Source organism: Streptosporangium saharense (assembly GCF_014203715.1).
GTDB lineage: Bacteria > Actinomycetota > Actinomycetes > Streptosporangiales > Streptosporangiaceae > Streptosporangium > Streptosporangium saharense.
In genome coordinates, this window is the sequence record NZ_JACHJP010000005.1 from 412976 (window position 1) to 435834 (window position 22859).

Annotated in this window: 20 protein-coding genes; 12 read left to right on the top strand and 8 right to left on the bottom strand. The window is 70.4% G+C overall.

The features are described 5' to 3' along the window. Window positions 1–60: 60 nt before the first annotated feature. The 4 genes from FHS44_RS24975 to FHS44_RS24990 form a co-directional block, all read right to left on the bottom strand. Window positions 61–510 (bottom strand): response regulator, encoded by a 450-nt coding sequence (locus FHS44_RS24975; protein ID WP_184718707.1) that lies wholly within the window; start codon window positions 508–510, stop codon window positions 61–63. Continuing rightward, entirely contained in the window at window positions 503–2086 is a 1584-nt protein-coding gene (locus tag FHS44_RS24980) for a sensor histidine kinase (RefSeq protein ID WP_184718709.1), read from the bottom strand. Before FHS44_RS24980 ends, FHS44_RS24975 begins: the two co-directional genes overlap by 8 nt. Continuing rightward, window positions 2083–3252, bottom strand: coding sequence for a PP2C family protein-serine/threonine phosphatase (locus FHS44_RS24985; protein ID WP_184718711.1), 1170 nt, complete (start codon window positions 3250–3252; stop codon window positions 2083–2085). The genes FHS44_RS24980 and FHS44_RS24985 overlap by 4 nt, the downstream gene beginning before the upstream one ends. 109 nt (window positions 3253–3361) lie before the next feature. Continuing rightward, window positions 3362–4294 carry a LysR family transcriptional regulator gene (locus tag FHS44_RS24990; RefSeq protein WP_184718713.1) on the bottom strand — a complete coding sequence of 311 codons (933 nt, stop codon included), beginning with the start codon at window positions 4292–4294 and terminating at the stop codon, window positions 3362–3364. Window positions 4295–4504: 210 nt separating this feature from the next. Between FHS44_RS24990 and FHS44_RS24995 the strand changes: the two genes are divergently transcribed. The 4 genes from FHS44_RS24995 to FHS44_RS25010 all read left to right on the top strand — a co-directional run bounded on the left by FHS44_RS24995 (window position 4505) and on the right by FHS44_RS25010 (window position 8798). Continuing rightward, window positions 4505–5263 (top strand): succinate dehydrogenase cytochrome b subunit, encoded by a 759-nt coding sequence (locus FHS44_RS24995; RefSeq protein ID WP_184718715.1) that lies wholly within the window; start codon window positions 4505–4507, stop codon window positions 5261–5263. Then, window positions 5260–7185: a fumarate reductase/succinate dehydrogenase flavoprotein subunit gene (locus tag FHS44_RS25000; protein ID WP_184718717.1), complete on the top strand. Its 1926-nt coding sequence runs from the start codon at window positions 5260–5262 to the stop codon at window positions 7183–7185. Before FHS44_RS24995 ends, FHS44_RS25000 begins: the two co-directional genes overlap by 4 nt. Before the next feature lie 72 nt (window positions 7186–7257). Next, window positions 7258–7995 carry a succinate dehydrogenase/fumarate reductase iron-sulfur subunit gene (locus FHS44_RS25005; RefSeq protein ID WP_184718967.1) on the top strand — a complete coding sequence of 246 codons (738 nt, stop codon included), beginning with the start codon at window positions 7258–7260 and terminating at the stop codon, window positions 7993–7995. Between the two features lie 113 nt (window positions 7996–8108). After that, the gene (locus FHS44_RS25010) at window positions 8109–8798 is read left to right on the top strand and encodes a DUF4097 family beta strand repeat-containing protein (protein ID WP_184718719.1); all 690 of its coding nucleotides are present in this window, start codon (window positions 8109–8111) and stop codon (window positions 8796–8798) included. Here FHS44_RS25010 and FHS44_RS25015 read toward each other — a convergent pair. Together FHS44_RS25015 and FHS44_RS25020 are read right to left on the bottom strand one after the other, a co-directional pair. Beyond that, window positions 8779–9348, bottom strand: coding sequence for a Clp protease N-terminal domain-containing protein (locus FHS44_RS25015; RefSeq protein WP_184718721.1), 570 nt, complete (start codon window positions 9346–9348; stop codon window positions 8779–8781). The two genes, FHS44_RS25010 and FHS44_RS25015, sit on opposite strands and share 20 nt — an antisense overlap. 2 nt (window positions 9349–9350) lie before the next feature. Next, window positions 9351–9584 (bottom strand): RNA polymerase subunit sigma-70, encoded by a 234-nt coding sequence (locus tag FHS44_RS25020; RefSeq protein ID WP_184718723.1) that lies wholly within the window; start codon window positions 9582–9584, stop codon window positions 9351–9353. A gap of 114 nt (window positions 9585–9698) precedes the next feature. On the opposite strand from FHS44_RS25020, the gene FHS44_RS25025 reads away from it, so the two are divergent. From FHS44_RS25025 to FHS44_RS25035, 3 genes are all read left to right on the top strand, one after another. Further along, complete coding sequence (locus FHS44_RS25025) at window positions 9699–11450, top strand: ABC transporter transmembrane domain-containing protein (protein WP_184718725.1); 1752 nt, start codon at window positions 9699–9701, stop codon at window positions 11448–11450. Continuing rightward, window positions 11447–13216 (top strand): ABC transporter ATP-binding protein, encoded by a 1770-nt coding sequence (locus FHS44_RS25030; RefSeq protein ID WP_184718727.1) that lies wholly within the window; start codon window positions 11447–11449, stop codon window positions 13214–13216. Before FHS44_RS25025 ends, FHS44_RS25030 begins: the two co-directional genes overlap by 4 nt. 129 nt (window positions 13217–13345) lie before the next feature. Beyond that, complete coding sequence (locus FHS44_RS25035) at window positions 13346–13798, top strand: hypothetical protein (RefSeq protein WP_184718729.1); 453 nt, start codon at window positions 13346–13348, stop codon at window positions 13796–13798. 68 nt (window positions 13799–13866) lie between these two features. Here the strand turns inward: FHS44_RS25035 and FHS44_RS25040 are convergent, their stop codons facing one another. Beyond that, entirely contained in the window at window positions 13867–15927 is a 2061-nt protein-coding gene (locus tag FHS44_RS25040) for a S9 family peptidase (protein ID WP_184718730.1), read from the bottom strand. Window positions 15928–16011: 84 nt separating this feature from the next. Here FHS44_RS25040 and FHS44_RS25045 point away from each other — a divergent pair, with 84 nt between their 5' ends. The 5 genes from FHS44_RS25045 (at window position 16012) to FHS44_RS25065 (ending at window position 20229) form a co-directional block, all read left to right on the top strand. Beyond that, window positions 16012–17445 (top strand): glycosyltransferase family protein, encoded by a 1434-nt coding sequence (locus FHS44_RS25045; RefSeq protein ID WP_184718732.1) that lies wholly within the window; start codon window positions 16012–16014, stop codon window positions 17443–17445. Further along, entirely contained in the window at window positions 17405–18310 is a 906-nt protein-coding gene (gene mshB, locus FHS44_RS25050) for an N-acetyl-1-D-myo-inositol-2-amino-2-deoxy-alpha-D-glucopyranoside deacetylase (RefSeq protein ID WP_184718734.1), read from the top strand. Before FHS44_RS25045 ends, mshB begins: the two co-directional genes overlap by 41 nt. 5 nt (window positions 18311–18315) lie before the next feature. Continuing rightward, window positions 18316–18738 carry a DUF6113 family protein gene (locus FHS44_RS25055; RefSeq protein WP_184718736.1) on the top strand — a complete coding sequence of 141 codons (423 nt, stop codon included), beginning with the start codon at window positions 18316–18318 and terminating at the stop codon, window positions 18736–18738. Between the two features lie 33 nt (window positions 18739–18771). After that, a complete protein-coding gene (locus FHS44_RS25060) occupies window positions 18772–19197 on the top strand; it encodes a hypothetical protein (protein WP_184718738.1) in 426 nt (141 codons plus the stop codon). Window positions 19198–19260: 63 nt separating this feature from the next. Continuing rightward, window positions 19261–20229, top strand: coding sequence for an MBL fold metallo-hydrolase (locus FHS44_RS25065; protein ID WP_184718740.1), 969 nt, complete (start codon window positions 19261–19263; stop codon window positions 20227–20229). 7 nt (window positions 20230–20236) lie between these two features. Here FHS44_RS25065 and FHS44_RS25070 read toward each other — a convergent pair whose 3' ends face one another. After that, on the bottom strand, window positions 20237–22756 hold the full coding sequence (locus FHS44_RS25070; protein ID WP_184718742.1) for a penicillin acylase family protein: 2520 nt from the start codon (window positions 22754–22756) through the stop codon (window positions 20237–20239). Window positions 22757–22859: the final 103 nt, after the last annotated feature.

The following is a 22859-nucleotide window of genomic DNA, read 5'->3' on the forward strand; positions in this document are numbered from 1 at the left end:
GCGAGCTGGGAAGGCCGGTAAGGAGATCCTCGGTCACGGGTCCCGAAGGGCCCGACCGGGTCAGTAATGCTGATCCGAGTTGGGCAGCTTGACCACGGTGACGAAGAAGTCGTCGATCCTGCGGACCACGCTGATGAACTGGTCGAAGTCAACGGGCTTGGAGACGTAGGCGTTGGCGTGCAGGTGGTAGCTGCGCAGGATGTCCTCCTCCGACTCCGAGGTGGTCAGCACGACCACCGGGATGCCGCGCAGCTTCTCGTCGCCCTTGATGTCCTGGAGCACCTCCCTGCCGTCCTTGCGGGGCAGGTTGAGGTCCAGCAGGATCAGGTCGGGCCTGGGCACGTCGGCGTACTCGCCCTCCCTGCGCAGGAAGGCCATGGCCTGCTCACCGTCGTTGACGACGTGCAGCTTGTTCCTGACCTTGTTCAGCTCGAACGCCTCGCGCGTCAGCAGGACGTCGCCCGGATCGTCCTCGACGAGGAGCACGTCGATCCAGCGCAGGTCATTCATCGCTCTCTCCAGGGGGAAGGGTCCAGTGGAAGGTCGTCCCCGGGCGCTCCGGGGCCTCGCTCTCCACCCAGATGCGTCCGCCGTGATATTCGACGATCTTCTTGCACAGTGCGAGGCCGATGCCGGTTCCGGCGTAGACGTCCCGGCCGTGCAGCCGCTGGAATATCAGGAAGATCCGGTCAGTGTACTTGCTCTCGATGCCTATCCCGTTGTCCGAGCAGGAGAACTCCCACATGTCGTCGGCACGCCGTACGCCGATGTGGATCTTCGGGGGCTCCTCGGAGCGGAACTTGACCGCGTTGCCGACGAGGTTCTGGAAGAGCTGGACGAGCTGGGTGCGGTTGCCGTACACCGTGGGGAGGTCGTCGGAGGTGACCGTCGCCCCCGCCTCCTCGATCGGCGCGGCGAGGTTCTTCAGCGCCACCTGCAGCGGCAGGTTGGCGTCGACCGAGGTCGACTCGCCGCCCTTCCTGCCGACCCGGGAGAAGTCGAGCAGGTCGTTGATCAGTAGCTGCATGCGCTTGGCGCCGTCGACGGCGAAGGTGATGTACTGCTTGGCCCGGTCGTCGAGCTGGTCGCCGTAGCGCTGGTCGAGCATCTGGGTGAAGCTGGCCACCTTGCGCAGCGGTTCCTGCAGGTCGTGGCTGGCGACGTAGGCGAACTGTTCGAGCTCGCCGTTGGAGCGCCGCAGCTCGGCCGCCTGCTCCTCAAGCTTGGTCTGGGCCTCCTCGACCCTGCGCCACTCGGCGATGATGCGCCGCCGCATGGAGTTCACGTGGCCGGAGAGCTCGGACAGCTCGGAGGGGTGGTCGACCTTCAGCCTGTGCTCGAAGTCACCCTGCGCGACCGCCCTGACCTGCCCGCTCAGCTCGGCCAGCGGGCGCAGTACGGCGTTGCGCACGATGAGCGCGGCACCGATCGCGGCCAGGAGCAGGGCGAGGACGACCCCGCCGAGCGCGATGTACAGGGCGCGCCAGCCCCGGTCGAGACGGCCGCTGCCCTCGACGTGCAGCTCGTCGAGGTTCTCCTGGAGGGTGACGAGCGAGCGGCGGACGTCGGCGAAGCGGCTGGCGTTGATGGGGGCGTTCCGCGAGGCCGTCTCCGTCTTGTAGCGGGAGACCTCGGCGACGACCTTGTCCACGTAGTCGCGGCGCCATGCCTGGGCGGCGGTCCTCAGGCGCTCGACGTCGGCCCTGATGAGCCGCTCGTCGGGCATCCTGGGCAGCAGGGCGTCGAGCGCGCGCAGCGCGTCGGTCTCCGCGGCGACGGCCTCCCGGTAGTCCTCAAGGGAGACGTCCTCGTTGGTCCTGCCGTACGTCCTGGCCGCGCTCTCCTGCGCCGACAGGGCGTTGGAGACGTCCATGGTGCGCAGCGCCGCCGGATCGACGACGTCGACCACGGCCACGCTGGCCGCCCGAGCCTCCTCGATCGAGGAGACCGTGAAGGCCGCGGCGATCGCGAACAGCAGGGCGACGACGAGCCCGGTGAACACGAACCACTGCCCGACCCGGAACCTGCCGAAGCCGCTCGCCGGGGTGACGGCGGGCAGCGGCCTGATCTCCGGCCGCCCGCTCACCGCTCCCCGTTCTGGGAGGCTTCGTCTCTGGAGATGAGCACGGTCGCGAGGTCGTCGCTGAGCGAGTCACCGTTGAGCTCGATCACCCGATCGATCAGCCGGTCGAGGTGGATGCCGCCGTGCTCGTGGACCAGGGCGAGCAGGCCCTCGGTGCCGAGCAGGTCGGGGCCTCCGCCGACGGTCGCCTCGATCAGGCCGTCTGTGTAGAACAGCAGCGACCAGTCGTCGCCGAGCGTGACCTCGATCTCCGACCAGACGACGTCCTTGAAGATGCCCAGCGGCGGCCCGGAGGGCGTGCCGGGGACAACGCCGATCGCGCCGTCGCGGATCAGCAGCGGCGGGGGATGGCCGACCACGTGCATCCGCGCCCGGCTGAGCGTGGGGTCGATCGTGGCGATGCACAGCGTCGTGAAGATCTCCGCGGACTTGCGCTCAAGGCGCAGCACGGAGTCGAGGACGCCCAGCAGCTCGTTGCCGGTGTGCCCGGCCAGCACCAGGGCCCGCCAGGCGATGCGCAGTGCGACCCCGAGCGCGGCCTCGTCGGGACCGTGCCCGCACACGTCGCCGACCACCACGTGCACGGCGCCGTCCTGGCTCTGCACGGTGTCCCAGAAGTCACCGGCGAGCAGGGCGCGCCTGCGGCCCGGCAGGTAGCGGGCCTGGTGTTCGAGACCGCCCTGTTCGAGCAGCGGGACGGGCAGCAGACCGCGTTCGAGCCGGGAGTTCTCCTTGGTGAGCAGTTCGGCCTCGACCAGCCTGCGCTGGGCCAGGTCGGCGCGCTTGCGCTCCATCGCGTAGCGGATGGCCCGTGCCAGCAGCCTGGCCTCCACGTCCTGCTTGACCAGGAAGTCCTGGGCACCGGCCGCGACGGCCTCGACGCCCACGTGGGTGTCGTTCAGCCCGGTCAGCACCAGCACCGCGGCGTCGGGCACCATCGTCAGGACCTGTTCGAGCGCCTCAAGGCCGGTGGCGTCGGGCAGGGAGAGATCGACGAGGACGCACTGGACCTCGTCGGTCAGCCGTTCCCTACTCTCCTGCAGGCTGCGCACCCAAATGATCTTGGGCGGGTTGTTGGCCTGGGCGAGCAGCTCCTCCACGAGAAAGGCGTCGCCCGCGTCGTCCTCGATGAGCAGGACGGTGAGCGTTTCGTTGGGCGGGGCGGTCACTGACCCCTCTTCGCTGTCTCGGGGGGAACCTACTTGACGGTATGCAGAATAGTGCGGCACCCGGACGTACGGGACAACGATCTGTCCCGTATGGGGAAAGACCGGTCGCTCAGCCCGGGACGATCAGCTCAAGGCCTTCGGGAAGACTACCCTCGTGGGAGGCCTCGGCCAGGAAGAACAGCAGCGTGTCACGGAACGCCTGGGCCGCCCTGGTCGGCTCGACGTCCTTGCGGTGGGCGATGGCGATCGTACGGCGCAGCCCCGGGGGCGCCAGCGGTGTCCCGGTCAGCCCGGGGCGGCCGTCCAGGACCATCGAGGGCACCAGGGCGATGCCGAGCCCGGCCTCGACGAAGCGCAGCACGGCGTCCATCTCGCCGCCCTCGACCGAGAGCCTCGGCTCGAACCCCGCCTGACGGCAGGCCCCGAGCGTCGCCTCCCGCAGGTCGTAACCCCGCCGGAACATCACCATCGGCTGCCCGCGCAGGTCCTCTATCCGCATGTACGGCCTGCGCGCGTGCGAGATGGACGGGGAGACGACGACCAGGTTCTCCCGCAGCACCTCCTCTGTGACCAGGGAGGGGTCGTCGTTCTGCAGCGGCATGATGATCAACGCCAGGTCGAGCTGGCCACGGGCCAGGGCGCGGACCAGGTCACGGGAGCCGCCCTCCTCGACGAGCAGCTCGATGCCGGGGTAGGAGCGGTGGAACCTCGCCAGGGCGTCGGCCATCAGCCCGGCGCACAGCGAGGGGGTGGCGCCGAGCCGTACCCTGCCGCGGCGCAGGCCCGCCAGCTCGGCGACCTCGCGCCTGGCGGTCTCGGCGTCGGCCAGCATCCTGCGGGCCAGGGGCAGCAGCGCCTCACCGGCGGCGGTCAGGGTGACGTTCCCCCTGGCCCTGCTGAACAGCGGCGCGCCGAGATCGGTCTCAAGCGCCCTGATCTGCTTGCTCAGCGAGGGCTGCGCGACCCGCATCCGCTCGGCCGCGTGGGTGAAGTGCCGGGAGTCGGCCACAGCCACGAAGTAGGCCAGTTGCTGGAGCTGCACGTTTCCCTAGCGTACGGATGGGCCGGTGGTGGATTCGGGGCGGCCCCCCGGCCCCGGGACAATGGAGGGCTCCGGTGTGAGATTGCTCGCATGCCGGCGAGGGTCGGCGCTGTAAAACCCGCATAAACCCAGACCCGATAGCCGGGGGCTATGGAAACCACATCCGCGATGACTTGGACGAGTGGAAACCACCCTACCTAGCGTCGAGATGTGACTGCCACGATTGAGCGCGGCGCCGCCACAGCGCCGGTCAAACCCTCCGGGTCAGCCAAGACCCCAACCCCCAGGAGGTCTGGCGGATTCCTGGGCTCGTCCAACGGTAAGAAGGCCGTGATGGCCGTCACCGGTGCCATCCTGGTGCTCTTCCTGCTCGGCCACATGGCCGGGAACCTCAAGAGCTTCTTCGGCGCCGAGGCGTTCAACACCTACGCCGAGTTCCTGCGGACCATGGGCGAGCCGCTCGTGCCGCGCCGGGTCCTGCTCACCCTGGTCGAGGTCGTGCTGACCGCCTCCGTCGTGCTGCACATGTGGTCGGCCGTCTCCCTGGCCCGCAGGGCGCGCAAGGCCCGCCCGGTCAAGTACGCGGCCAAGCGCAAGTCCCAGGCCGGTGGCTACGCCACCCACATCATGCGCTGGGGCGGCCTGACCATCCTGCTGTTCGTCGTCTGGCACCTGCTCGACCTGACCTTCGGCGTGGTCAACCCGGCCGGTTGGGACGGCACGCCGTACGAGAAGCTGGTCGAGGGGTTCGCGCCCTCGCGCTGGTGGGTGACGGCCTTCTACGTGCTGGCCGTCGTCATGGTCGGCCTGCACCTGCGGCATGGCCTGTGGAGCGCCTTCCAGACGCTCGGCCTGGCGGGCTCGCGCAGCTACCGCCCGCTGAAGGCGGTCGCGGCCGTGGTCTCCGCCGTGCTGGTGCTCGGCTTCCTCGTGGTGCCCGTCGCGGTCATGATCGGAGTTATCAAGTGACGAACTACACCGTCGGTGAGCCGATCCGCGACACCAGGGCCCCCGAGGGCCCGATCGAGGATCGCTGGGAGAAGCGCAAGTTCAGCGCCAAGCTCGTCAACCCGGCCAACAAGCGCAAGCTGCACGTCATCGTGGTCGGCACCGGTCTCGCGGGTGGCTCGGCCGCCGCGACCCTCGGTGAGCTGGGCTACAACGTCACCTCCTTCTGCTACCAGGACTCGCCGAGGCGCGCCCACTCGATCGCGGCCCAGGGCGGCATCAACGCGGCCAAGAACTACCGGGGTGACGGCGACTCGATCTACCGGCTGTTCTACGACACGGTCAAGGGCGGCGACTTCCGGGCCCGCGAGTCGAACGTGTACCGGCTCGCCCAGGTCAGCGTGAACATCATCGACCAGGCGGTCGCCCAGGGCGTGCCGTTCGCCCGCGAGTACGGTGGCCTGCTCGACACCCGTTCCTTCGGCGGTGCCCAGGTCTCCCGCACCTTCTACGCCAGGGGCCAGACGGGCCAGCAGCTGCTGCTCGGCGCCTACCAGGCGCTCGAACGGCAGATCGCCGCAGGGACCGTGAAGATGAACACCCGCCACGAGATGCTCGACCTGATCGTCTCCGACGGCAGGGCGCGGGGCGTCATCGTCAGGGACATGGTCACCGGCGAGATCGAGCGGCACCTGGCCGACGCGGTCGTGCTGGCCAGCGGCGGCTACGGCAACGTCTTCTTCCTGTCGACCAACGCCAAGGGCTGCAACACCACGGCGATCTGGCGCGCGCACCGGCGCGGCGCGATGTTCGCCAACCCCTGTTACACGCAGATCCACCCGACCTGCATCCCGGTCAGCGGCGAGTACCAGTCCAAGCTGACGCTGATGTCGGAGTCGCTGCGCAACGACGGCCGCGTGTGGGTGCCGGTCAAGGCGGGCGACGACCGCCCGGCGTCGCAGATTCCCGAGGACGAGCGCGACTACTACCTGGAGCGCATCTACCCGGCCTTCGGCAACCTGGTCCCGCGTGACATCGCCTCCCGCGCCGCGAAGAACGTCTGCGACGAGGGCAGGGGTGTCGGCCCCGGCGGTCTGGGCGTCTATCTCGACTTCGCCGACGCGATCCGCCGTCTCGGCCGTGAGGCTGTCGAGAAGAAGTACGGCAACCTCTTCGAGATGTACGAGCGCATCACCGGCGAGGACCCCTACACCCAGCCGATGCGCATCTACCCGGCCGTCCACTACACCATGGGCGGTCTGTGGGTGGACTACGACCTGCAGTCCACGATCCCCGGCCTGTTCGTGATCGGTGAGGCCAACTTCTCCGACCACGGCGCCAACCGCCTGGGCGCCTCGGCGCTGATGCAGGGCCTGGCGGACGGCTACTTCGTGCTGCCGACGACCATCGGCGACTACCTCGCCAACGGCCCCTACGGGGAGATCGACGAGCAGGCCGTCGCCGAGGCGGAGACCGCGGTCCGCGAGAAGATCGAGAGGCTGCTCTCGGTCGACGGCGACCGTACCCCGGACTCCTACCACCGCGAGCTGGGCAAGCTCATGTGGGACTACTGCGGCATGGAGCGCACCGAGGAGTCGCTGCGCAAGGCCCTCGAACGCATCCCCGAGCTGCGCGAGGAGTTCTGGAGGAACGTCAAGGTCTCCGGGACGGCCGAGGAGCTCAACCAGGTGCTCGAAAGGGCAGGGCGGGTCGCCGACTTCTTCGACCTGGCCGAGCTGATGTGCCTCGACGCGCTGCACCGCACCGAGTCGTGCGGCGGCCACTTCCGCGCCGAGTCGCAGGACGCCGACGGCGAGGCCCTGCGCGACGACGAGAACTTCGCCTACGTCGCCGCCTGGGAGTACGGCGAGCAGGGCCCGGTCCTGCACAGGGAAGAGCTCGACTACGAGTACGTCAAGATGAGCCAGCGGAGCTACAAGTGAGCGCGCCCCGCGTGGCTTCAGACCGACGAGTGGTCCGTGCAGTGAATGAGGAGCGGTAAGCGAACCATGGGTATGAACCTGACCCTCAAGGTCTGGCGCCAGAAGGGCCCCCAGGACGAGGGGCGGATGGTCACCTACCGGGTCGAGGACGTCTCTCCTGACATGTCCTTCCTGGAGATGCTCGACGTGCTCAACGAGGGTCTCATCCTGGAGGGCGACGACCCGATCGCCTTCGACCACGACTGTCGCGAGGGCATCTGCGGCATGTGCGGCATGGTCATCAACGGCGTCGCGCACGGCGAGCAGGTGGCGACCACCACCTGTCAGCTGCACATGCGGCATTTCGCGGACAACGCGGTCATCACCATCGAGCCGTGGCGCGCGGCGCCGTTCCCGGTGGTCAAGGACCTGGTCGTGGACCGCTCGGCGTTCGACCGGATCATCCAGGCAGGCGGTTTCGTCTCCGTGCCCGCCGGGTCGGCCCCCGACGCGCACAGCGTCCCGGTGAAGAAGGACGACGCCGACGCGGCGTTCGACGCGGCGACCTGCATCGGCTGCGGCGCCTGTGTCGCGGCCTGCCCGAACGGCTCGGCCTCGCTGTTCACCGCCGCCAAGATCACCCACCTGGGTCTGCTGCCGCAGGGCCAGCCCGAGCGCGACTCCCGCGCCAGGGCCATGGTCGAGCAGATGGACGCCGAGGGCTTCGGTGGCTGCACCAACACCGGCGAGTGCACGGCGGTCTGCCCCAAGGGCATCCCGCTGGACACCATCGCCAGGATGAACCACGACTTCCTCAAGGCCTCCCGGTAGGACCCGTTCCTGAAAGGCCCGGACCGGTGTCCGGGCCTTTCAGGGTTTCCCCGGCTTTCCGTTCAGGGGCATCCCGGATGCGCGCTCCCCGGGGCCGTTGGGAGGATCACCGGGTGAAAAGAATCGTGGCGGCAGGGGGCCTGTTGGCCGTCTCGGTGCTCCTGACGGGGTGTGGGCTGGGAAATCTCGGCCCCGCAGCTCACCATGAGACCGCGACCCACCAGGTCAAGGAGAAGGTCACCAAGCTGAACGTCAGGGGCGAGTCGGGCGACATCTCGGTCACCGAGGGCAGTGGAAGCACCGTCCAGGTCGTCGAGGTGGCCCGGTGGAACGACGAGAAGCCCGAGACCACGCGCAAGGTCGACGGGGAGACCCTGTTCGTGAGCTACAACTGTCCGTCGAGCATGGACAGCTGCGGCGTCGACTACAGGATCGAGATCCCCAAGGGAATGCCGGTCGATCTGGAGGCGGGGTCGGGGAACATCACCCTCACCTCCCTGACCGGTGACATCACCGTCACCACGGGGTCCGGCGACATCACCGGCAAGGGCCTGTCGGGCAAGAAGGTCTTCACCGAGGTCGGTTCGGGCAACGCCGAGCTGGGATACACCGCGGTCCCCGACCAGGTCGAGATGCGCGGCGGCTCCGGCGACGTGACGATCCACCTTCCCCAGGGCCCGTACGACGTGACGGCCAAGGCGGGCTCGGGCGACAGAACGGTCTCCGTCCCCCAGGACCCCAACTCCTCCCACAAGGTCGTGATGTCCACGGGCTCCGGCAACATCAAGGTCCTCCCGAACTGAGCTCCACCGTGATCTCTCCGCGCAGGGAGCCCGCGTCGATGCCCGCGTCGGCGATGACGCGGGAGGCCAGGCCGCGGCCCTCGCGGAGGATGCCGAGCAGGAGGTGGCCGTCGCGGATGCCCTTCTGCTTGAGGGCCAGGGTCTCGCGCAGGGACAGTTCCAGGGCCTTCTTGGCCCCGGGGGAGAAGGGGATGTGCCGTCCGCTGCGGCGTCCGTTCCTGGTCGTGACGGGGTCGCGGTCGAGGGAGCCGGGGCCGAAGGCGGCCTCGACCCGCTCCCTGATGGCCGACAGGTCGATGCCGATCGACTCAAGGGCCTCGGCGTCGAGCGCGGGGGCGCGTCTGCCTGGCGTGAGCCGTACGACAGCCTGGTAGGCGCGTTCGTAGTCGAGGCCGTGTCTGCCCAGCACCCGGGAGACCAGGCAGGAGCGCTGGTCGAGGAGGCCGAGCAGGAGGTGCTCGGTCCCGCAGTGGTCGTGACGGAGCCGTCTGGCGTTCTCCTGGGCGAGGGAGACCGCCTGGCGGCTTTCCTGGTGGAACCGTTCGAACATCGCTACTTCTCCCGTCTCAGCAGCCCGCGGCCACCGGCGTACTTCTTGTGGACCGCCTGCCTCGTGACCTCAAGGCAGTAGGCGATCTCCTGCCAGGACCAGCCCTGTTCCCTGGCGTTCTCGACCTGGAGGGCCTCAAGCCGGTCCACGAGGATCCGCAGCGCCCGTACGGCCCGCAGGCCGACGGCCGGGTCGCGGCTGCCCGCGTCCGAGGCCAACTGTGCCGTGTCGCTCATGTATGTCAATGTAAGTTGACGCCATGAGGATGTCAACCTAAATTGACGCGACCGGTCTCACGGGGAGAAAACGGTTTGCCGGGTGATCGGGGACTTTGCCAGCCTGGTAGGGCTATGCGTTCCCTGCCTGTCGCCGATCCCGGCGTTCCCGATGCCCGAAGTCCCTTCCGATACCTCCTCTGGACGGCCCGATCCCAGGCCGGTTCCCTGCTCGTCGGCATCGGTTACGCCATCCTGTGGTGGACCGCGATGGCCCTGGTCCCCGCCGCCGTCGGCCGTAGCGTGGACGCCGTCTGGAACAAGGACATGCGCGGCCTGCTCATCTGGTCGGCTGTCGTGTTCGGCCTGGGGGCCGCGCAGGCGGTGACGAGCACCATGCGCCACCGGATGGCCGTCTTCAACTGGCTGTCGGCCGCCTACCGCACGGTCCAGGTGACCGTCAGGCAGGCGACCAGGCTGGGGGCGACCCTGCCCAAGCGGGTCTCGACCGGCGAGGTGGTCAGCGTCGGCAACTCCGACATCGCCCACATCGGCAACGCGATGGACATCCTGCTGCGCGGCACGGGGGCGATCGTCGCCATCGTCACGGTCACCGTCATCCTCATCGGCACCTCGCCCGCGCTCGGCCTGACCGTGCTCATCGGTGTGCCGGTCATGGCCGTCGCGGTCGGCCCCCTGCTCAGGCCGCTGCACCGGCGCCAGCACGCCCACCGCGACCTGCAGGGGGAGCTCTCGACGAGGGCCGCCGACATCGTCGCGGGCCTGCGCGTGCTGCGCGGCGTCGGCGGCGAGCAGATCTTCGCCGAGCGCTACGCGGAGGAGTCCCAGAAGGTACGGCACGCGGGCGTGCGGGTCGCGGCCGTCGAGGCGACCCTTGAGGGCGCCCAGGTCCTGCTGCCCGGCCTGCTGATCGCGGGAGTGACCTGGCTCGGCGCCAGGGCCGCGCTCAGCGGGGAGATCACCGTGGGCCAGCTCGTGGCCTTCTACGGCTACGCCGCCTTCCTGATCTCCCCCCTGCGCACGCTCACCGAGGCCGCCGACAAGCTGACCAAGGGCCACGTGGCCGCCCGCAGGGTGGTGCGCATCCTCAACCTGCGGCCCGAGGTCACCGGTGGCACCGGGACCTCGCAGGGCGGCCTGCTGCGTGACGTCGCCTCCGGTGTCGCCGTACGGCCCGGCGTCCTGACCGCCGTCGTCTCCGCCGTCCCCGAGGAGAGCGCCGCCATCGCCGACCGGCTCGGCCGCTACACCGACGGCGACGTGGACTTCGGCGACGTGCCGCTGGACAGCCTGCCCCTCGACGAGGTCCGCCGCCGGATCCTGGTCGCCGACAACGAGGCGGGGCTGTTCGCCGGGTCCCTCAGGGACGAACTCGACGTGACCGGGGCCGCCTCCGAGGAGGCCCTCGCGCGTGCCCTGCGCGCCGCGTGCGCCGAGGACGTCGTCGAGGCGCTGCCCGACGGTCTCGACGCGGCCGTCGCCGAGGCGGGACGGGAGTTCTCCGGCGGCCAGCGCCAGCGGCTGCGCCTGGCCAGGGCGCTGGCCGCCGATCCCGAGGTGCTCGTCCTCGTCGAACCGACCAGCGCGGTCGACGCGCACAGCGAGGCGCGCATCGCCGTACGGCTGGCGGAGGCGAGGACGGGCAGGACCACGCTCGTCTGCACCACGAGCCCGCTGGTGCTCGACCACGCCGACCACGTCGTCTACGTGGAGGACGGCGTCGCCCGCGCCCAGGGCACCCACAGAGAACTGCTGACCGAGAACGCGGCCTACCGGGCCGTCGTCACCAGGGGAGAGGAGGAGCCCGTGCGACCCCCGGAACCGGCAGGCGTCGGACGCGGGAACCCGGGAGAGGAGGCCGCGTGAGCGCGCAGATCCTCCCGGTCGCCGACCGGGCACAGGTCCGGGCTTACGCCCGCAGGCTCACCCTGAAGTATCCCGGCACGCTGTCCGCGGCCCTCGGGCTGCACAGCCTGGCCGCGGCCGCGGGCCTGGTCGTGCCGTGGATACTCGGCGACCTCGTCCAGGACATCAGGAACGGCACCCGGACCGACGTCACCATGGTCGCGCTGGCCATCGCGGGCTTCCTCGCCGCGCAGGGGGTGCTGGTCAGGTTCGCGGTCTACGTCTCCTCGCGGCTGGGCGAGAAGGTCCTGGCCGAGCTGCGCGAGGAGTTCGTCGGCCGGGTCCTCGCCCTGCCGCTGTCCACGGTCGAACGCGCCGGGTCCGGCGACCTGATCACCCGCACCTCGCGGGACGTGGACACCCTTTCCCGCAGCGTACGGCACGCCGTCCCGGAGACCGTGATCGCCCTGGTGGCCTTCGCGATCACCGCGGGGGCGCTGGTGCTGACCGGGCCGCTGCTCGTGCTGCCCGCCCTGGTGGTCGTGCCGCTGCTGTGGATCTCGACGCGGTGGTATCTCAGGCGGGCGCGGGACGGCTACCTGCGGGAGAACGCCGCCTACGCGGACATGACCGAGGGTCTGGCCGAGACCGTCGGTGGCGCCCGTACCGTCGAGGCCCTGGGACTGCAGGACCGTAGGCGGCGCCGTACGGACACCGACATCGCCAGGTCGTGGGCGGCCGAGCGCTACACCCTCGGGCTGCGCATGGTGTGGTTCCCCGCCGTCGAGTTCGGCTACGTGCTCCCGATCGTGACGACGCTGCTGGCCGGGGGCGTCTTCTACATGCAGGGGTGGGTCACGATCGCCCAGGTGACGGCCGCCACGCTGTACATGCAGCAGCTCGCCGACCCGCTCGACCGGCTGATGTCGTGGATCGACGAACTCCAGGTGGGCGGCGCCTCCATGGCCAGGCTGCTGGGCGTCGCCGAGGTGCCCGACGACCGGGCCGAGGGTTCGGACACGCCGGAGGGGGAGGAACTGCGGGCCGCCGACGTCCGCTACGCCTACCGCGAGGGCCACGACGTGCTGCACGGCGTCGATCTGGTGGTCAGGCCGGGGGAGCGGCTGGCCATGGTCGGCCCCTCGGGGGCGGGCAAGTCCACGCTCGGCCGTCTGCTCGCGGGCGTCCACGGGCCGCGCACCGGCTCGGTCACGGTCGGCGGCGCCTCGCTGGTCGAGCTTCCGCTCGACGACCTGCGCGGCCACGTCGCGCTGGTGACCCAGGAGCACCACGTCTTCCGTGGCACGCTGCGGGACAACGTGCTGATCGCCCGGCCCGACGCCGACGACGACCAGGTCAGGGCGGCCCTTGAGGCGGTCGACGCCTGGGAGTGGACCGTCGGCCTGCCCGAGGGGCTGGACACGATGGTCGGCTCCGGCGGCGAAGCCGTCCCGCCCGCGCAGGCCCAGCAGCTCGCCCTGGCCCGCCTGGTGCTGGCCGACCCGCACACCCTGGTCCTGGACGAGGCGACCTCGCTGATCGACCCCAGGGCGGCCCGCTCTCTTGAGCGTTCGCTGGCCGCGGTGCTCGACGGGCGCACGGTGATCGCCATCGCCCACCGCCTCTACACGGCGCACGACGCCGACCGGGTCGCGGTGGTCGAGGACGGGCGGATCAGCGAACTCGGCTCCCACGACGAGCTGGTCGCGGCGGGCGGTTCCTACGCCGCGCTGTGGAGCAGCTGGCACGGAAGGCCGGTGGGGACCGACACGCCAAGGGCGGGGTGAGGGAAAACCATCCTGACCGGTGGGGAAAGGACGGGTGCATCTCCCGGGGGAGACGACCCCGCGTGGCTACAGTGATCGTCACCGACAGTAGTCGGTCGAGTGCGAGTAGTCACAGGAAGGGGTGTCCCCGTGTCACCTGAATCAATCGCATCCGTCACGAGCTCGACGCTGGGCAGGTTCCTGGCGGGAGCGGCTCTCGTCGTTCCCGCCTTCATGGCCTGTGGAGGACCGGCAGAGGCCGCGGTTCCCACCGGTCACACCGTCGCCGTGGACCCGGTCCCCGCGGTGACGCCCTCACCCGGCGCCACCAAGACCAGGCGGCCCACCAAGCGGGACAGGGCCGTGCAGCAGGACCGGACCGACCGTGAGACGACCGGTGGCCGCAGTGGCGGCAAGGTCGGCGGCAGGGGCGGTGGCAAGGAGGGCGGCGCCAGCGGCCCCAACGGCGGCAACACCTACGACCCCGAGGCCAGCGCCGACGACGCCGCCCCCGGGGGCCGCAGCGCGGGCGTCGGACCCGGCGCGAGCAACAGCCGCAACGGCATCAAGCGCTCGGCGGGCAAGTGGCAGCGGTTCAAGTGACCGTCCGGGCCTGAAGCGTGACAAGGCGGCCGCCGTACCTCATGGAGGGGTACGGCGGCCGCCCCCTGTCAGGACAGGGCCTTGTTGAGGAAGTCCACCTGGAGCAGCAGGAGGTTCTCGGCCACGACCTCCTGCGGGGTCATGTGGGTCACGCCGGACAGCGGCAGCACGCTGTGCGGGCGCCCCGCGGCCAGCAGGGCGGACGACAGGCGCAGCGTGTGGGCCGCCACCACGTTGTCGTCGGCCAGGCCGTGGATCAGCAGGAGCGGGCGCTCCAGTTTCTCCGCGTCCGCGAACAGCGACGAGGCGTCGTAGTGCCCCTCCGAGGGCTGGCCGAGATAGCGCTCGGTGTAGCAGGTGTCGTAGAGCCGCCAGTCGGTCACCGGAGCACCGGCGACGGCCGCGTGGAAGACGTCGGGCCGCCGCAGTACGGCCAGCGCCGCGAGATAGCCGCCGAACGACCAGCCCCTGATGCCGACCCTGGACAGGTCGAGGTCGTCGGGGAAGCGCGCCGCCGCGCCGTGCAGGGCGTCCACCTGGTCGTCGAGGACCGGGGTCGCCAGGTCGTGCAGGATCGCCCGCTCGAACTCGGGGCCGCGTCCCGGGGTCCCACGGCCGTCGGCGACCACGACCGCGAAGCCCTGGTCGGCGAACCACTGGCTGGTCAGGTAGGCGCCGGAGGCGGCGAGGACACGCTGGGCGTGCGGCCCGCCGTACGGGTCCATGAGGACCGGCAGCTTCGCCGAGCCGGGCACGTGTCCTGACGGGAAGATCACCGCGGTGGCCAGCTCGCGCTCGCCCGCGCGGATCAGGGAGACCCGCAGGTCGAGGCCGTGGCGCTCGGCGTGGGAGGTGATGTGGCCGACGTGGCGGCCGTGGTGGGAGACGCGGGTGACGGCTCCCTCTCCGTCGAGCGTCTGGCCGGTGATCACGAGGGTCCCGCCCGCCGTCTGGCCGCTGTAGACGCCGCTGTCCTGCGGGCTGACCAGGGTGATGCGCCCATCCTTGTAGGCCCACAGCGCGATCTCGGTCGGCTCGCCGCTGGCGCGGAACAGCACCGTGTCACCGTTGACGCCCACGACGTCGCGGACCTGGAGGGACGCCGGGGTGACGGGCTGGTCGCCGACGACCAGGCGACGGCCCCCGTCGAGGCTCGTCACCCAGACCAGGGAGCCGTCCGACAGGTGGGCGGGGACGCCGGTGACGACGTCGAGCCAGGCGGGATCGGTGTCCTCGCGGACGAGGGAGGAGGTCCCGGTCTCGGGATCGACGTCGAACAGGCGCATGGTCCGCTGGTCGCGCGTCATGGTGATGATCGACAGGCCGTGGTCGTCCCAGGTGGCGTTGACGAGGTACTCGTCGTCGAAGGGAACCGGGACGCGGCCCCCGGCCAGGGTCAGCACGAACAGCTCGACCTTGGCGTTGGGCGTGCCCGCCGCGGGGTAGCGCTGCTCGGTCGCGGGCTTGGCGGGGTTGGCCGGGTCGGCGATGTGCCACCTCTCGACGGGCGACTCGTCGGCCCGCTCGACCAGTACGGCGTCGCCGGACGGGGACCACCAGTAGCCCCGCATCCGGTCCATCTCCTCGGCGGCGATGAACTCGGCCAGGCCGTAGGTCACCTCGGAGGACTCGGGGCGGGCCAGCGTGTGGTCCACCTCGTCCTCAAGGTCCTGGATGTGGAACGCGCCACCGGTCACGTAGCCGACGTGCACGCCGGTCGGGGAGAGCCGGGGATCGACGACCGGGCCCGGGGTGCGCAGGTGGCGCACGCTCCTGGTCCTCAGATCCACGACGTACAGCCCGCCGGAGAGCGCGAAGGCGGCCGTGGTCACCGCGGCGTCGGTGCTGTAGGCGACGATGCCGCCCGCCGACTCCCTGCTGCGCTCGCGGCGCGCCCGTTCCTCCGGTGGCAGGTTCTCCTCGTCGGCGGCGATGACCCGGGGATCGGCGATCAGCCGTTCCGCGCCGCTGGCCACGTCGAACTCCCACAGACAGGTGACCGGGTCACAGCCGCCCTTGGTCCGCAGGAAGACAATCCGCGCACCGTCGGGCGCGACCGTGAAGGCACGGGGAACGCCGAGGGTGAAGCGGCGGGTCCTTGCGTGCAGACGAGGAAAACTCTCACTCATACCAGTCATCTTGCCAGTACGGCCCCACAAAGGGATCTCCCCGGCCGGTCCAAATGACCGTGATCATGGGAGAAACTTGGGCAAGTGACGCTTACCGCGCGAATCGTTCGCTCTCCCGGGGCGCCCGCCGCCCTGGCCTTCGCGTTCGTGATGTGGGGAATCGGCGTCCCCTCGTTCTGGCGTGACGAGTCGGTCAGCGTTCTCGCGGCCAGGATGTCCTTCGGCGAACTGCGGGAACTGCTCGCCCACATCGACACCGTCCACGCGCTGTACTACCTGCTGCTGCGTCCCTTCGCCGCTCTTGGTGGGGAGGTCGCGGCCAGGCTGCCCTCCGCGCTCGCGGTCGCCGGGGCGACGGCCGGGATCGCGGCGCTCGGCCGCAGGCTGTCGGCCCCCGGCTCGTGGACCGGGACGTACGCGGGCCTGGTCTACGCGCTGATCCCCATGGTCAGCCGCTACGGCCAGGAGGCGCGCAGCTACGCCCTGGTCAGCGCGGTCGCGGTGGCCGCCACCCTGGTCCTGCTCGGCGAGCGCCGCTCCCGGTATGTCGGTTACAGCCTGCTGGTCGCCCTCCTGGGCTGGTTCCACCTCTACGCGCTGCTCCTGCTGCCCGCGCACGCCCTGGTCGTGCTCCGCAGACGCGGGGAGCTCCTGCCCTGGCTTGTCTCGCTCGCCGGGGCCGCGGCGCTGCTGGCCCCGCTGGTGTATCTCGCCTCGGGACAGCGGGACGAGCAGCTCTTCTGGCTGAAGACGCCCGACCTGACGGCCCTGGCGCGGTTCGGCGTGGAGATCTCCGGGGAGCCTGCCTCCTGGCGGGACTCGGCCACCCCACCGCTGTTCCTCGCCCTCCTCGGCCTGCTGGCCCTCCTCGGCGTCTGGTACGGCTCCCGCACCACGGTTCCGGCCTCTCCCTGGGCGCTTCCGATTTCGCTCGCGGCGGTCGCCGTGCCGTGGGCCCTCGTTCCGGTCGCGCTGTCCTTCGCGATCTCCCAGGTGTATCCGGTCTACAACCCGCGCTACGTGATGTTCGTGCTGCCCGCCCTGGCGCTGCTCGCCGGAGCGGCCCTGGCCTCGGTGTCACCGAGGAGGGTGCCGGTCGGTGTGGCGCTCCTGGCCGTCCTCGCGGTGCTGTCCGCGAGCGCCCAGGTGACCGTCAGGGGCCCCGCCAACCGCCCCGACGACCTGCGCACCCTGGCCGCCGACCTCGGCGCCGCCGAACGGCCCGGCGACGCGGTGCTCTACATGCCCGAGCGCTTCTGGCTGTTCGTCTCGGTGTACGGCGGGCCGTACGAGAAGCTGGTGCCCTTCACTTCCGAAGCGGAGCGGGTGTGGCTGGTCTCGCGGCGGGTCCTGGCGGCCGAGTGGAGCGGCGACCCCCGGCTGGCCGCGCTGAAACGGGGGTTCGTCAGGGCCGGGCCGACCCGGAGGTCCGGGGCGGTCCGCGTCACGCTCTACACCCGGCGGCTACCCTCGAACCATGAACGACCGCCGGCTGCTGCTCGTGCACGCCCATCCTGACGACGAGACGATCGGCACCGGCGCCACCATGGCGAAGTACGCCGCCGAGGGAGCCGGGGTGACCCTGGTGACCTGCACCCTGGGCGACGAGGGCGAGGTCATCCCGCCCGAGCTGGCCCACCTGACGTCCGACCGCGACGACACCCTCGGCGCGCACCGCGTCGGCGAGCTGGCCGCCGCCTGCGCGGCCCTCGGCGTCACCGACCACCGCTTCCTCGGCGGTCAGGGCCGCTGGCGCGACTCCGGCATGATGGGCGTGGCCTCCAACGACCGCCCCGGCGTCTTCTGGCGGGCCGACCTGGACGAGGCGGCCGGGGAGCTGGTCAGGATCATCCGCGAGGTGCGCCCCCAGGTCCTCGTCACCTACGACGAGAACGGCTTCTACGGCCACCCCGACCACATCCAGGCCCACCGCGTCGCGACACGGGCCTTCGAACTGGCCGCCGACCCGGCCTTCGGCGAGGGTGAGCCGTGGCGGATCGCCAAGTTCTACGTCACCGCGGTCGCCAGGTCCACGATGCGCAGGGGCGCCCAGGCGGTCGCCGGGTCCGGGACGCGCTTCTCCCCGGAGCAGGTCGACGACCTGCCGTACGGCTGCGCCGACGAGGACGTCACCACCGAGATCGACGCCCGCGCGCACCTCGACGCCAAGATCGCGGCGATGCGGGCGCACGCCACCCAGATCAGCGTCGAGGCGCCGTGGTACGCCCTGTCGAACGACGTCGGCCAGGAGGTGCTCGCGGTCGAGCACTACATCCTGCGCTCCGGCGTCCTCGGCCCCCCGGCTCCCTCGGCCCCCGTCGAGGTCGGCGGCCTCGGCGAGCCGTACAAGCTGGAGGACGATCTCTTCGCCGGGATCGACTAGCCTCGATGGTTGTGATGGAGCAGGTCCCCACGGCCGAACGGTCCTCGGGCAGGGCGGTCGCCGTGGCGGCGTACGCCGTGCTCTTCGTGCTCGGCCTCGTCATGGGCCTTCTCGGCGCCTTCCAGCACTCGTGGTACCTCAGGCCGACCACGGTCCCGGTCTCCGCCTTCGGCTGCGTCCTGGCGCTGTTCGCCGTCTGTTACGGCGCGGGGCGGATGATGGGCGGCAAGCTGGCGGCGCTGGCTGCGGCGAGTGGCTGGCTGGTGATGACGATGGTGTGGCTCTCCGGCAGGCAGGAGGGCGACGTGATCATCGCCGCCGACCTGTCGGGCTACATCTACCTCTACGGGGGCATGGTCGCCGCCCTGACTGCCGTCCTGGTCACCCCGACCTCACACGGCGGCTCCTGGCTCCTGACCCGCCACTAGGACGCGTGGGTGGTTACGGCGCACAATCCTGGTATGCGGCGCTTGCATCGGGTACGACGCACGCTCAACTACCTCAACCTGTCCACCCCGTTCGGACTGTTGCTGGTACGGCTGGGCGGGGCCAGGAGGACGGCGGGTCCCGACGGGCTGATCCTCGCCTACGGCTACCGGATCCCGTTCCCCGTCGCGGGGGCCTTCACGGTCGGCAACGTGGTGCTGACCAGGTCGGGGGAGGGGGATCTGACCGAATCCCTCATCAGGCACGAGGGCAGACACGCCTCGCAGTACATGGTCTGCGCGGGGCTGCCGATGCTCCCGCTGTACGTCGTGGCGGTGGCGGTTTCGGTGCTGGTCTGCGGTGATACCGCCTCGTGGAACGTCTTCGAACGCCTCGCGAACCTGGAAGACGGGAACTATACCCGTAAATCGCCCTGGTGGTTTCGGCTGAAGTCACCTTAATGGGAATAAATCCCCTCATATAGGGATCATCGCCCGGACCGATGGTTGCCAAGGGGGTCACCCATGTCTCAGACGATCCAGCCTGAGATCTCGCCGCGCGCACCGGAACGGGCGTGGCCACGCAGCTTCAGAGACCGCCTGACCTCCCCCCTTCCCGCCTTCCAGGAACTGCTCGCCGCGATGTGGCACGGCGGGTTCCGGCCGGAGACCGGGGACGCCGACCTGATCCCGGTGACCAGGAACGGGCTGCCAAGGCCGGTGGCGACCGAAACCGTGGTCACCTGGGTCGGGCACGCGACCTACGTCCTGCAGATGGGCGGCCTGACGATCCTCACCGACCCCGTGTGGGCCAGGAAGATCCCCGGGGTCAGGCCCAGGCTCACCCCGCCCGGCGTCGCCTGGACGGACCTGCCGAGGATCGACGCCGTGGTGATCAGTCACAACCACTACGACCACCTGGACGCCCCGACCGTACGGCGGCTGCCCAGGGACACCCCGATCTTCGTCCCGGCCAGGCTGAGATCGTGGTTCACCCGGCGGCGCTTCACCGACGTCACCGAACTCGACTGGTGGGAGAGCGCCAGGATCGGCGAGGTGTCCTTCGACTTCGTTCCCGCCCACCACTGGAGCCGCAGGTCGATCGGCGACACCTGCAGGACCCTGTGGGGTGGCTGGGTCGTCAGGACCATGGACCAGTCGGTCTACTTCGCGGGCGACAGCGCGTACGGCGAGCGCTTCGCCCAGATCGGGGAACGCTACCCCACAGGCATCGACCTGGCCCTGATGCCGGTCGGCGCCTTCGAACCCCGCTGGTTCATGAAGAACTCCCACGTCGATCCGGCCCAGGCCGTACAGGCGTGCGCGGACGTCGGGGCACGGCGGATGGCGACCATGCACTGGGGCACCTTCCTGCTGTCCGGCGAACCGTTGCTGGCCCCACTGGAACAGGCCCGCGCCGCCTGGACAGCGGCAGGCCGCGACCGCACCGACCTCTGGGACCTGGCCGTCGGCGAGTCCCGCGTCCTGCCGTGAGCCGAGGTCAGGGCGTGAGGTTGAGGATGTGGACGGCGGCCTTTCGCACGGACTCCTCGCGGGAGAGCATGGGGGTCGTCTCGCCGGTGGTCCACAGGGGGGACTGGTCCCAGTAGTTCTCGTGGAAGGCGTGTCCCGAGGCGCCCGTCAGGTTGACCCATCGCGATCTGTCCAGGTCGGCCAGGTCGACGACCATCCGCATCGAGGGCAGCCAGCCGACCTCGTAGCCCTCCTGGACGTCCCAGCCCGCGGCGTTGACCGCGTCGTCGTTGCCCGGCACCGGGAACGGCCCCCGGTTGAACAGCCGCTCGACCAGCGAGATCCCCGAGGAGCCGAAGGTCTGGTTGGTCAGGGTGAGCGTGTGCAGGTCGCCCCAGCGCCACTCCTTGACGTCCTCGCCAAGCCGCTGCCTCAGCTCGTCGTAGCCGAGCGCCATGGCCCGGCGCAGCATGTCGTCGCGGGTCTCCTTCCGCGGCGTCCGCGTGTCGTCCCAGAACGGGTCGTCGGGCCGGTCGAGCATGACGCGGACCACCTCGAACCACCGGTCGCCACCGGTCGGCCACGCCGCCTCCGGCAGGTCGTCGTTGAAGGTCTCGATGAGCAGGTGCCGCCAGACGGCGTTGAAGTACATGGCCGGGGCCGAGTCGACACCCTGGGAGCCGTCCCAGGAGCGCAGCAGGTCCAGGGCGCGGGCCGGGTCTCCGGCGACCTTCAGGGCCGTCAGCTTGGGCACCAGGAAGGGCGCGAAGCCGTTGTCGGTGTCCCGCTGGATCGCGCCCATGGTCTCGACGTCGACCTTGCCCTTGGCGATCTCGCCCTCAAGGCGGTCCAGGATGCGCTGGGAGCGGTAGCCGTACGCCCAGTCCTTGGTGAGCATGTGCGGGTAGCGCCCGGGATCGACGACCGCGTTGTTCGCGGTCACGACGTAGCCCTCTGCGGGGTTGTAGACGCTGGGCAGGTCTTCGAAGGGGATGGTCGACTGCCAGGAGTACTCGCCGGTCCAGCCGGGGACGGGCCAGGTGCCGTCGCCCCTGGTCCTGACCGGGATGCGCCCCGGCGCCTGGTAGCCGATGTTGCCGTCGACGTCGGCGTAGACCAGGTTCTGCGAGGGCACCTCGAACTTGCTGGCCGCCGCCCTGAACCCCTGCCAGTCACGCGCCGTGTTGAGGTCGAAGATCGCGTCCGCGGTCCTGCCGGGTTCGAGCGCGGTCCACTTGAGGGCGACCGCGTCCGCCTGCTCCCTGAAGACCGTGGCCGCCCCGGGCAGCGTGTCCTTCGCGTCGCGCATGACGTCGGAGATGACCGGCCCGTGCAGGGTCTCGCGGACCGTGAGCGTGACCGGGTCGCCGCCCGCGACCTCGATCTTCTCGGTCCTCGTGGTGAGCGGGCGCCACTCGCCCATGAACAGGTAGGAGTCGTCCTTCACGCGTTCGAGGTAGAGGTCGGCGACGTCGGGACCGAGGTTGGTGAACCCCCAGGCGATCCGGTCGTTGTGCCCGATGACCACGCCGGGCAGCCCGGAGAAGGTGAACCCCGTGACGTCGAAGGGACACCGCTCGCTTCGGGTACGGCAGTGCAGCCCGGCCTGGTACCAGATGGAGGGCATCCCGGCCGACAGGTGGGGGTCGTTGGCCAGCAGCGGCTTGCCCGAGGCGGTGTGCGCGCCGCCGACGACCCAGGAGTTCGAGCCGATGCCGTTGCCGCCCTTGGGGTCGCCCATCAGGCTCGGCACCGCGGCGATGGCCGAGGCGGCCCCCGCCAGCGCCGCCTCGGGATGCGGGGTGGCGCCGCGTGGCTCCTGCCCCTGGTCGAAGCCGTGGTCGGTGACCGAGCCCTTGGTGACGATCGGCCGGTGCGTGCCGAAGGGGTAGCCGGGCCAGAGCTGCTCGACCCGGTCGAGCGGCAGCTTGCTGGCCGCCAGCGCCCTGCCGATCTCGTCGGAGAGGTTGGAACGCAGGTCCCAGGCCATGGCCTTGAGCCAGGCGACGGAGTCGACGGGGGTCCACGGCTCTGGCCGGTAGCCGGAGTTGGTGAGCCTGAGCAGGCCGTACTCCAGGCTCCTGCCGAGGGCGCCCTCGTGCTGCTCCATCCAGGAGTTGACGCCCCTGGCGTAGGCGTCGAGGTAGCGGCGGGTCTGCTCGGAGAGCATCGGCAGCTCGCGCTCGGCGATCCTGCGCCAGCCCATGGTCCTGATGGCCTTGTCCTCGGGAAGCGTCGAGGCGCCGAACATCTCGGACAGGCGTCCGGCCGTCACGTGCCTGCGGAAGTCCATCTCGAAGAAGCGGTCCTGGGCGTGCACGTAGCCCTGGGCGAGGAACAGGTCCTCGGAGGAGTCCGCGTAGAGGTGCGGCACCCCTGTTTTATCGCGATAAATCGTGACTTTTCCGGTCAAGCCCTTCACCTTGAGGTCGCCCGACACCTGCGGGAACGACGCCCGTACGGCCAGCACCCCCGCTCCGGCCAGTGCCAGGGAGAGCACCACGAGGGCGGTCACCACCCGCGCGAGCCACTTGAGCGGTCGGGGCATCCGGGCATATGGCCGGAACTTCACAAACACCTCCTAGGCGGCGTGCTCGAACAAGTTTGGCAGCTCTCCGCACGTCAGGACGCCGCTTCGGCTCTCCCGAAGC

Bases quoted from the DNA above. Each gene is read 5' to 3' on its own strand.
- FHS44_RS24975 (WP_184718707.1), bottom strand. From the start codon at position 510: ATGAATGACCTGCGCTGGATCGACGTGCTCCTCGTCGAGGACGATCCG.
- FHS44_RS25005 (WP_184718967.1), top strand. From the start codon at position 7,258: ATGAACCTGACCCTCAAGGTCTGGCGCCAGAAGGGCCCCCAGGACGAG.
- FHS44_RS25015 (WP_184718721.1), bottom strand. From the start codon at position 9,348: ATGTTCGAACGGTTCCACCAGGAAAGCCGCCAGGCGGTCTCCCTCGCC.
- FHS44_RS25020 (WP_184718723.1), bottom strand. From the start codon at position 9,584: ATGAGCGACACGGCACAGTTGGCCTCGGACGCGGGCAGCCGCGACCCG.
- FHS44_RS25025 (WP_184718725.1), top strand. From the start codon at position 9,699: ATGCGTTCCCTGCCTGTCGCCGATCCCGGCGTTCCCGATGCCCGAAGT.
- FHS44_RS25040 (WP_184718730.1), bottom strand. From the start codon at position 15,927: ATGAGTGAGAGTTTTCCTCGTCTGCACGCAAGGACCCGCCGCTTCACC.
- mshB (WP_184718734.1), top strand. From the start codon at position 17,405: ATGAACGACCGCCGGCTGCTGCTCGTGCACGCCCATCCTGACGACGAG.
- FHS44_RS25055 (WP_184718736.1), top strand. From the start codon at position 18,316: ATGGTTGTGATGGAGCAGGTCCCCACGGCCGAACGGTCCTCGGGCAGG.
- FHS44_RS25060 (WP_184718738.1), top strand. From the start codon at position 18,772: ATGCGGCGCTTGCATCGGGTACGACGCACGCTCAACTACCTCAACCTG.
- FHS44_RS25065 (WP_184718740.1), top strand. From the start codon at position 19,261: ATGTCTCAGACGATCCAGCCTGAGATCTCGCCGCGCGCACCGGAACGG.
- FHS44_RS25070 (WP_184718742.1), bottom strand. From the start codon at position 22,756: ATGCCCCGACCGCTCAAGTGGCTCGCGCGGGTGGTGACCGCCCTCGTG.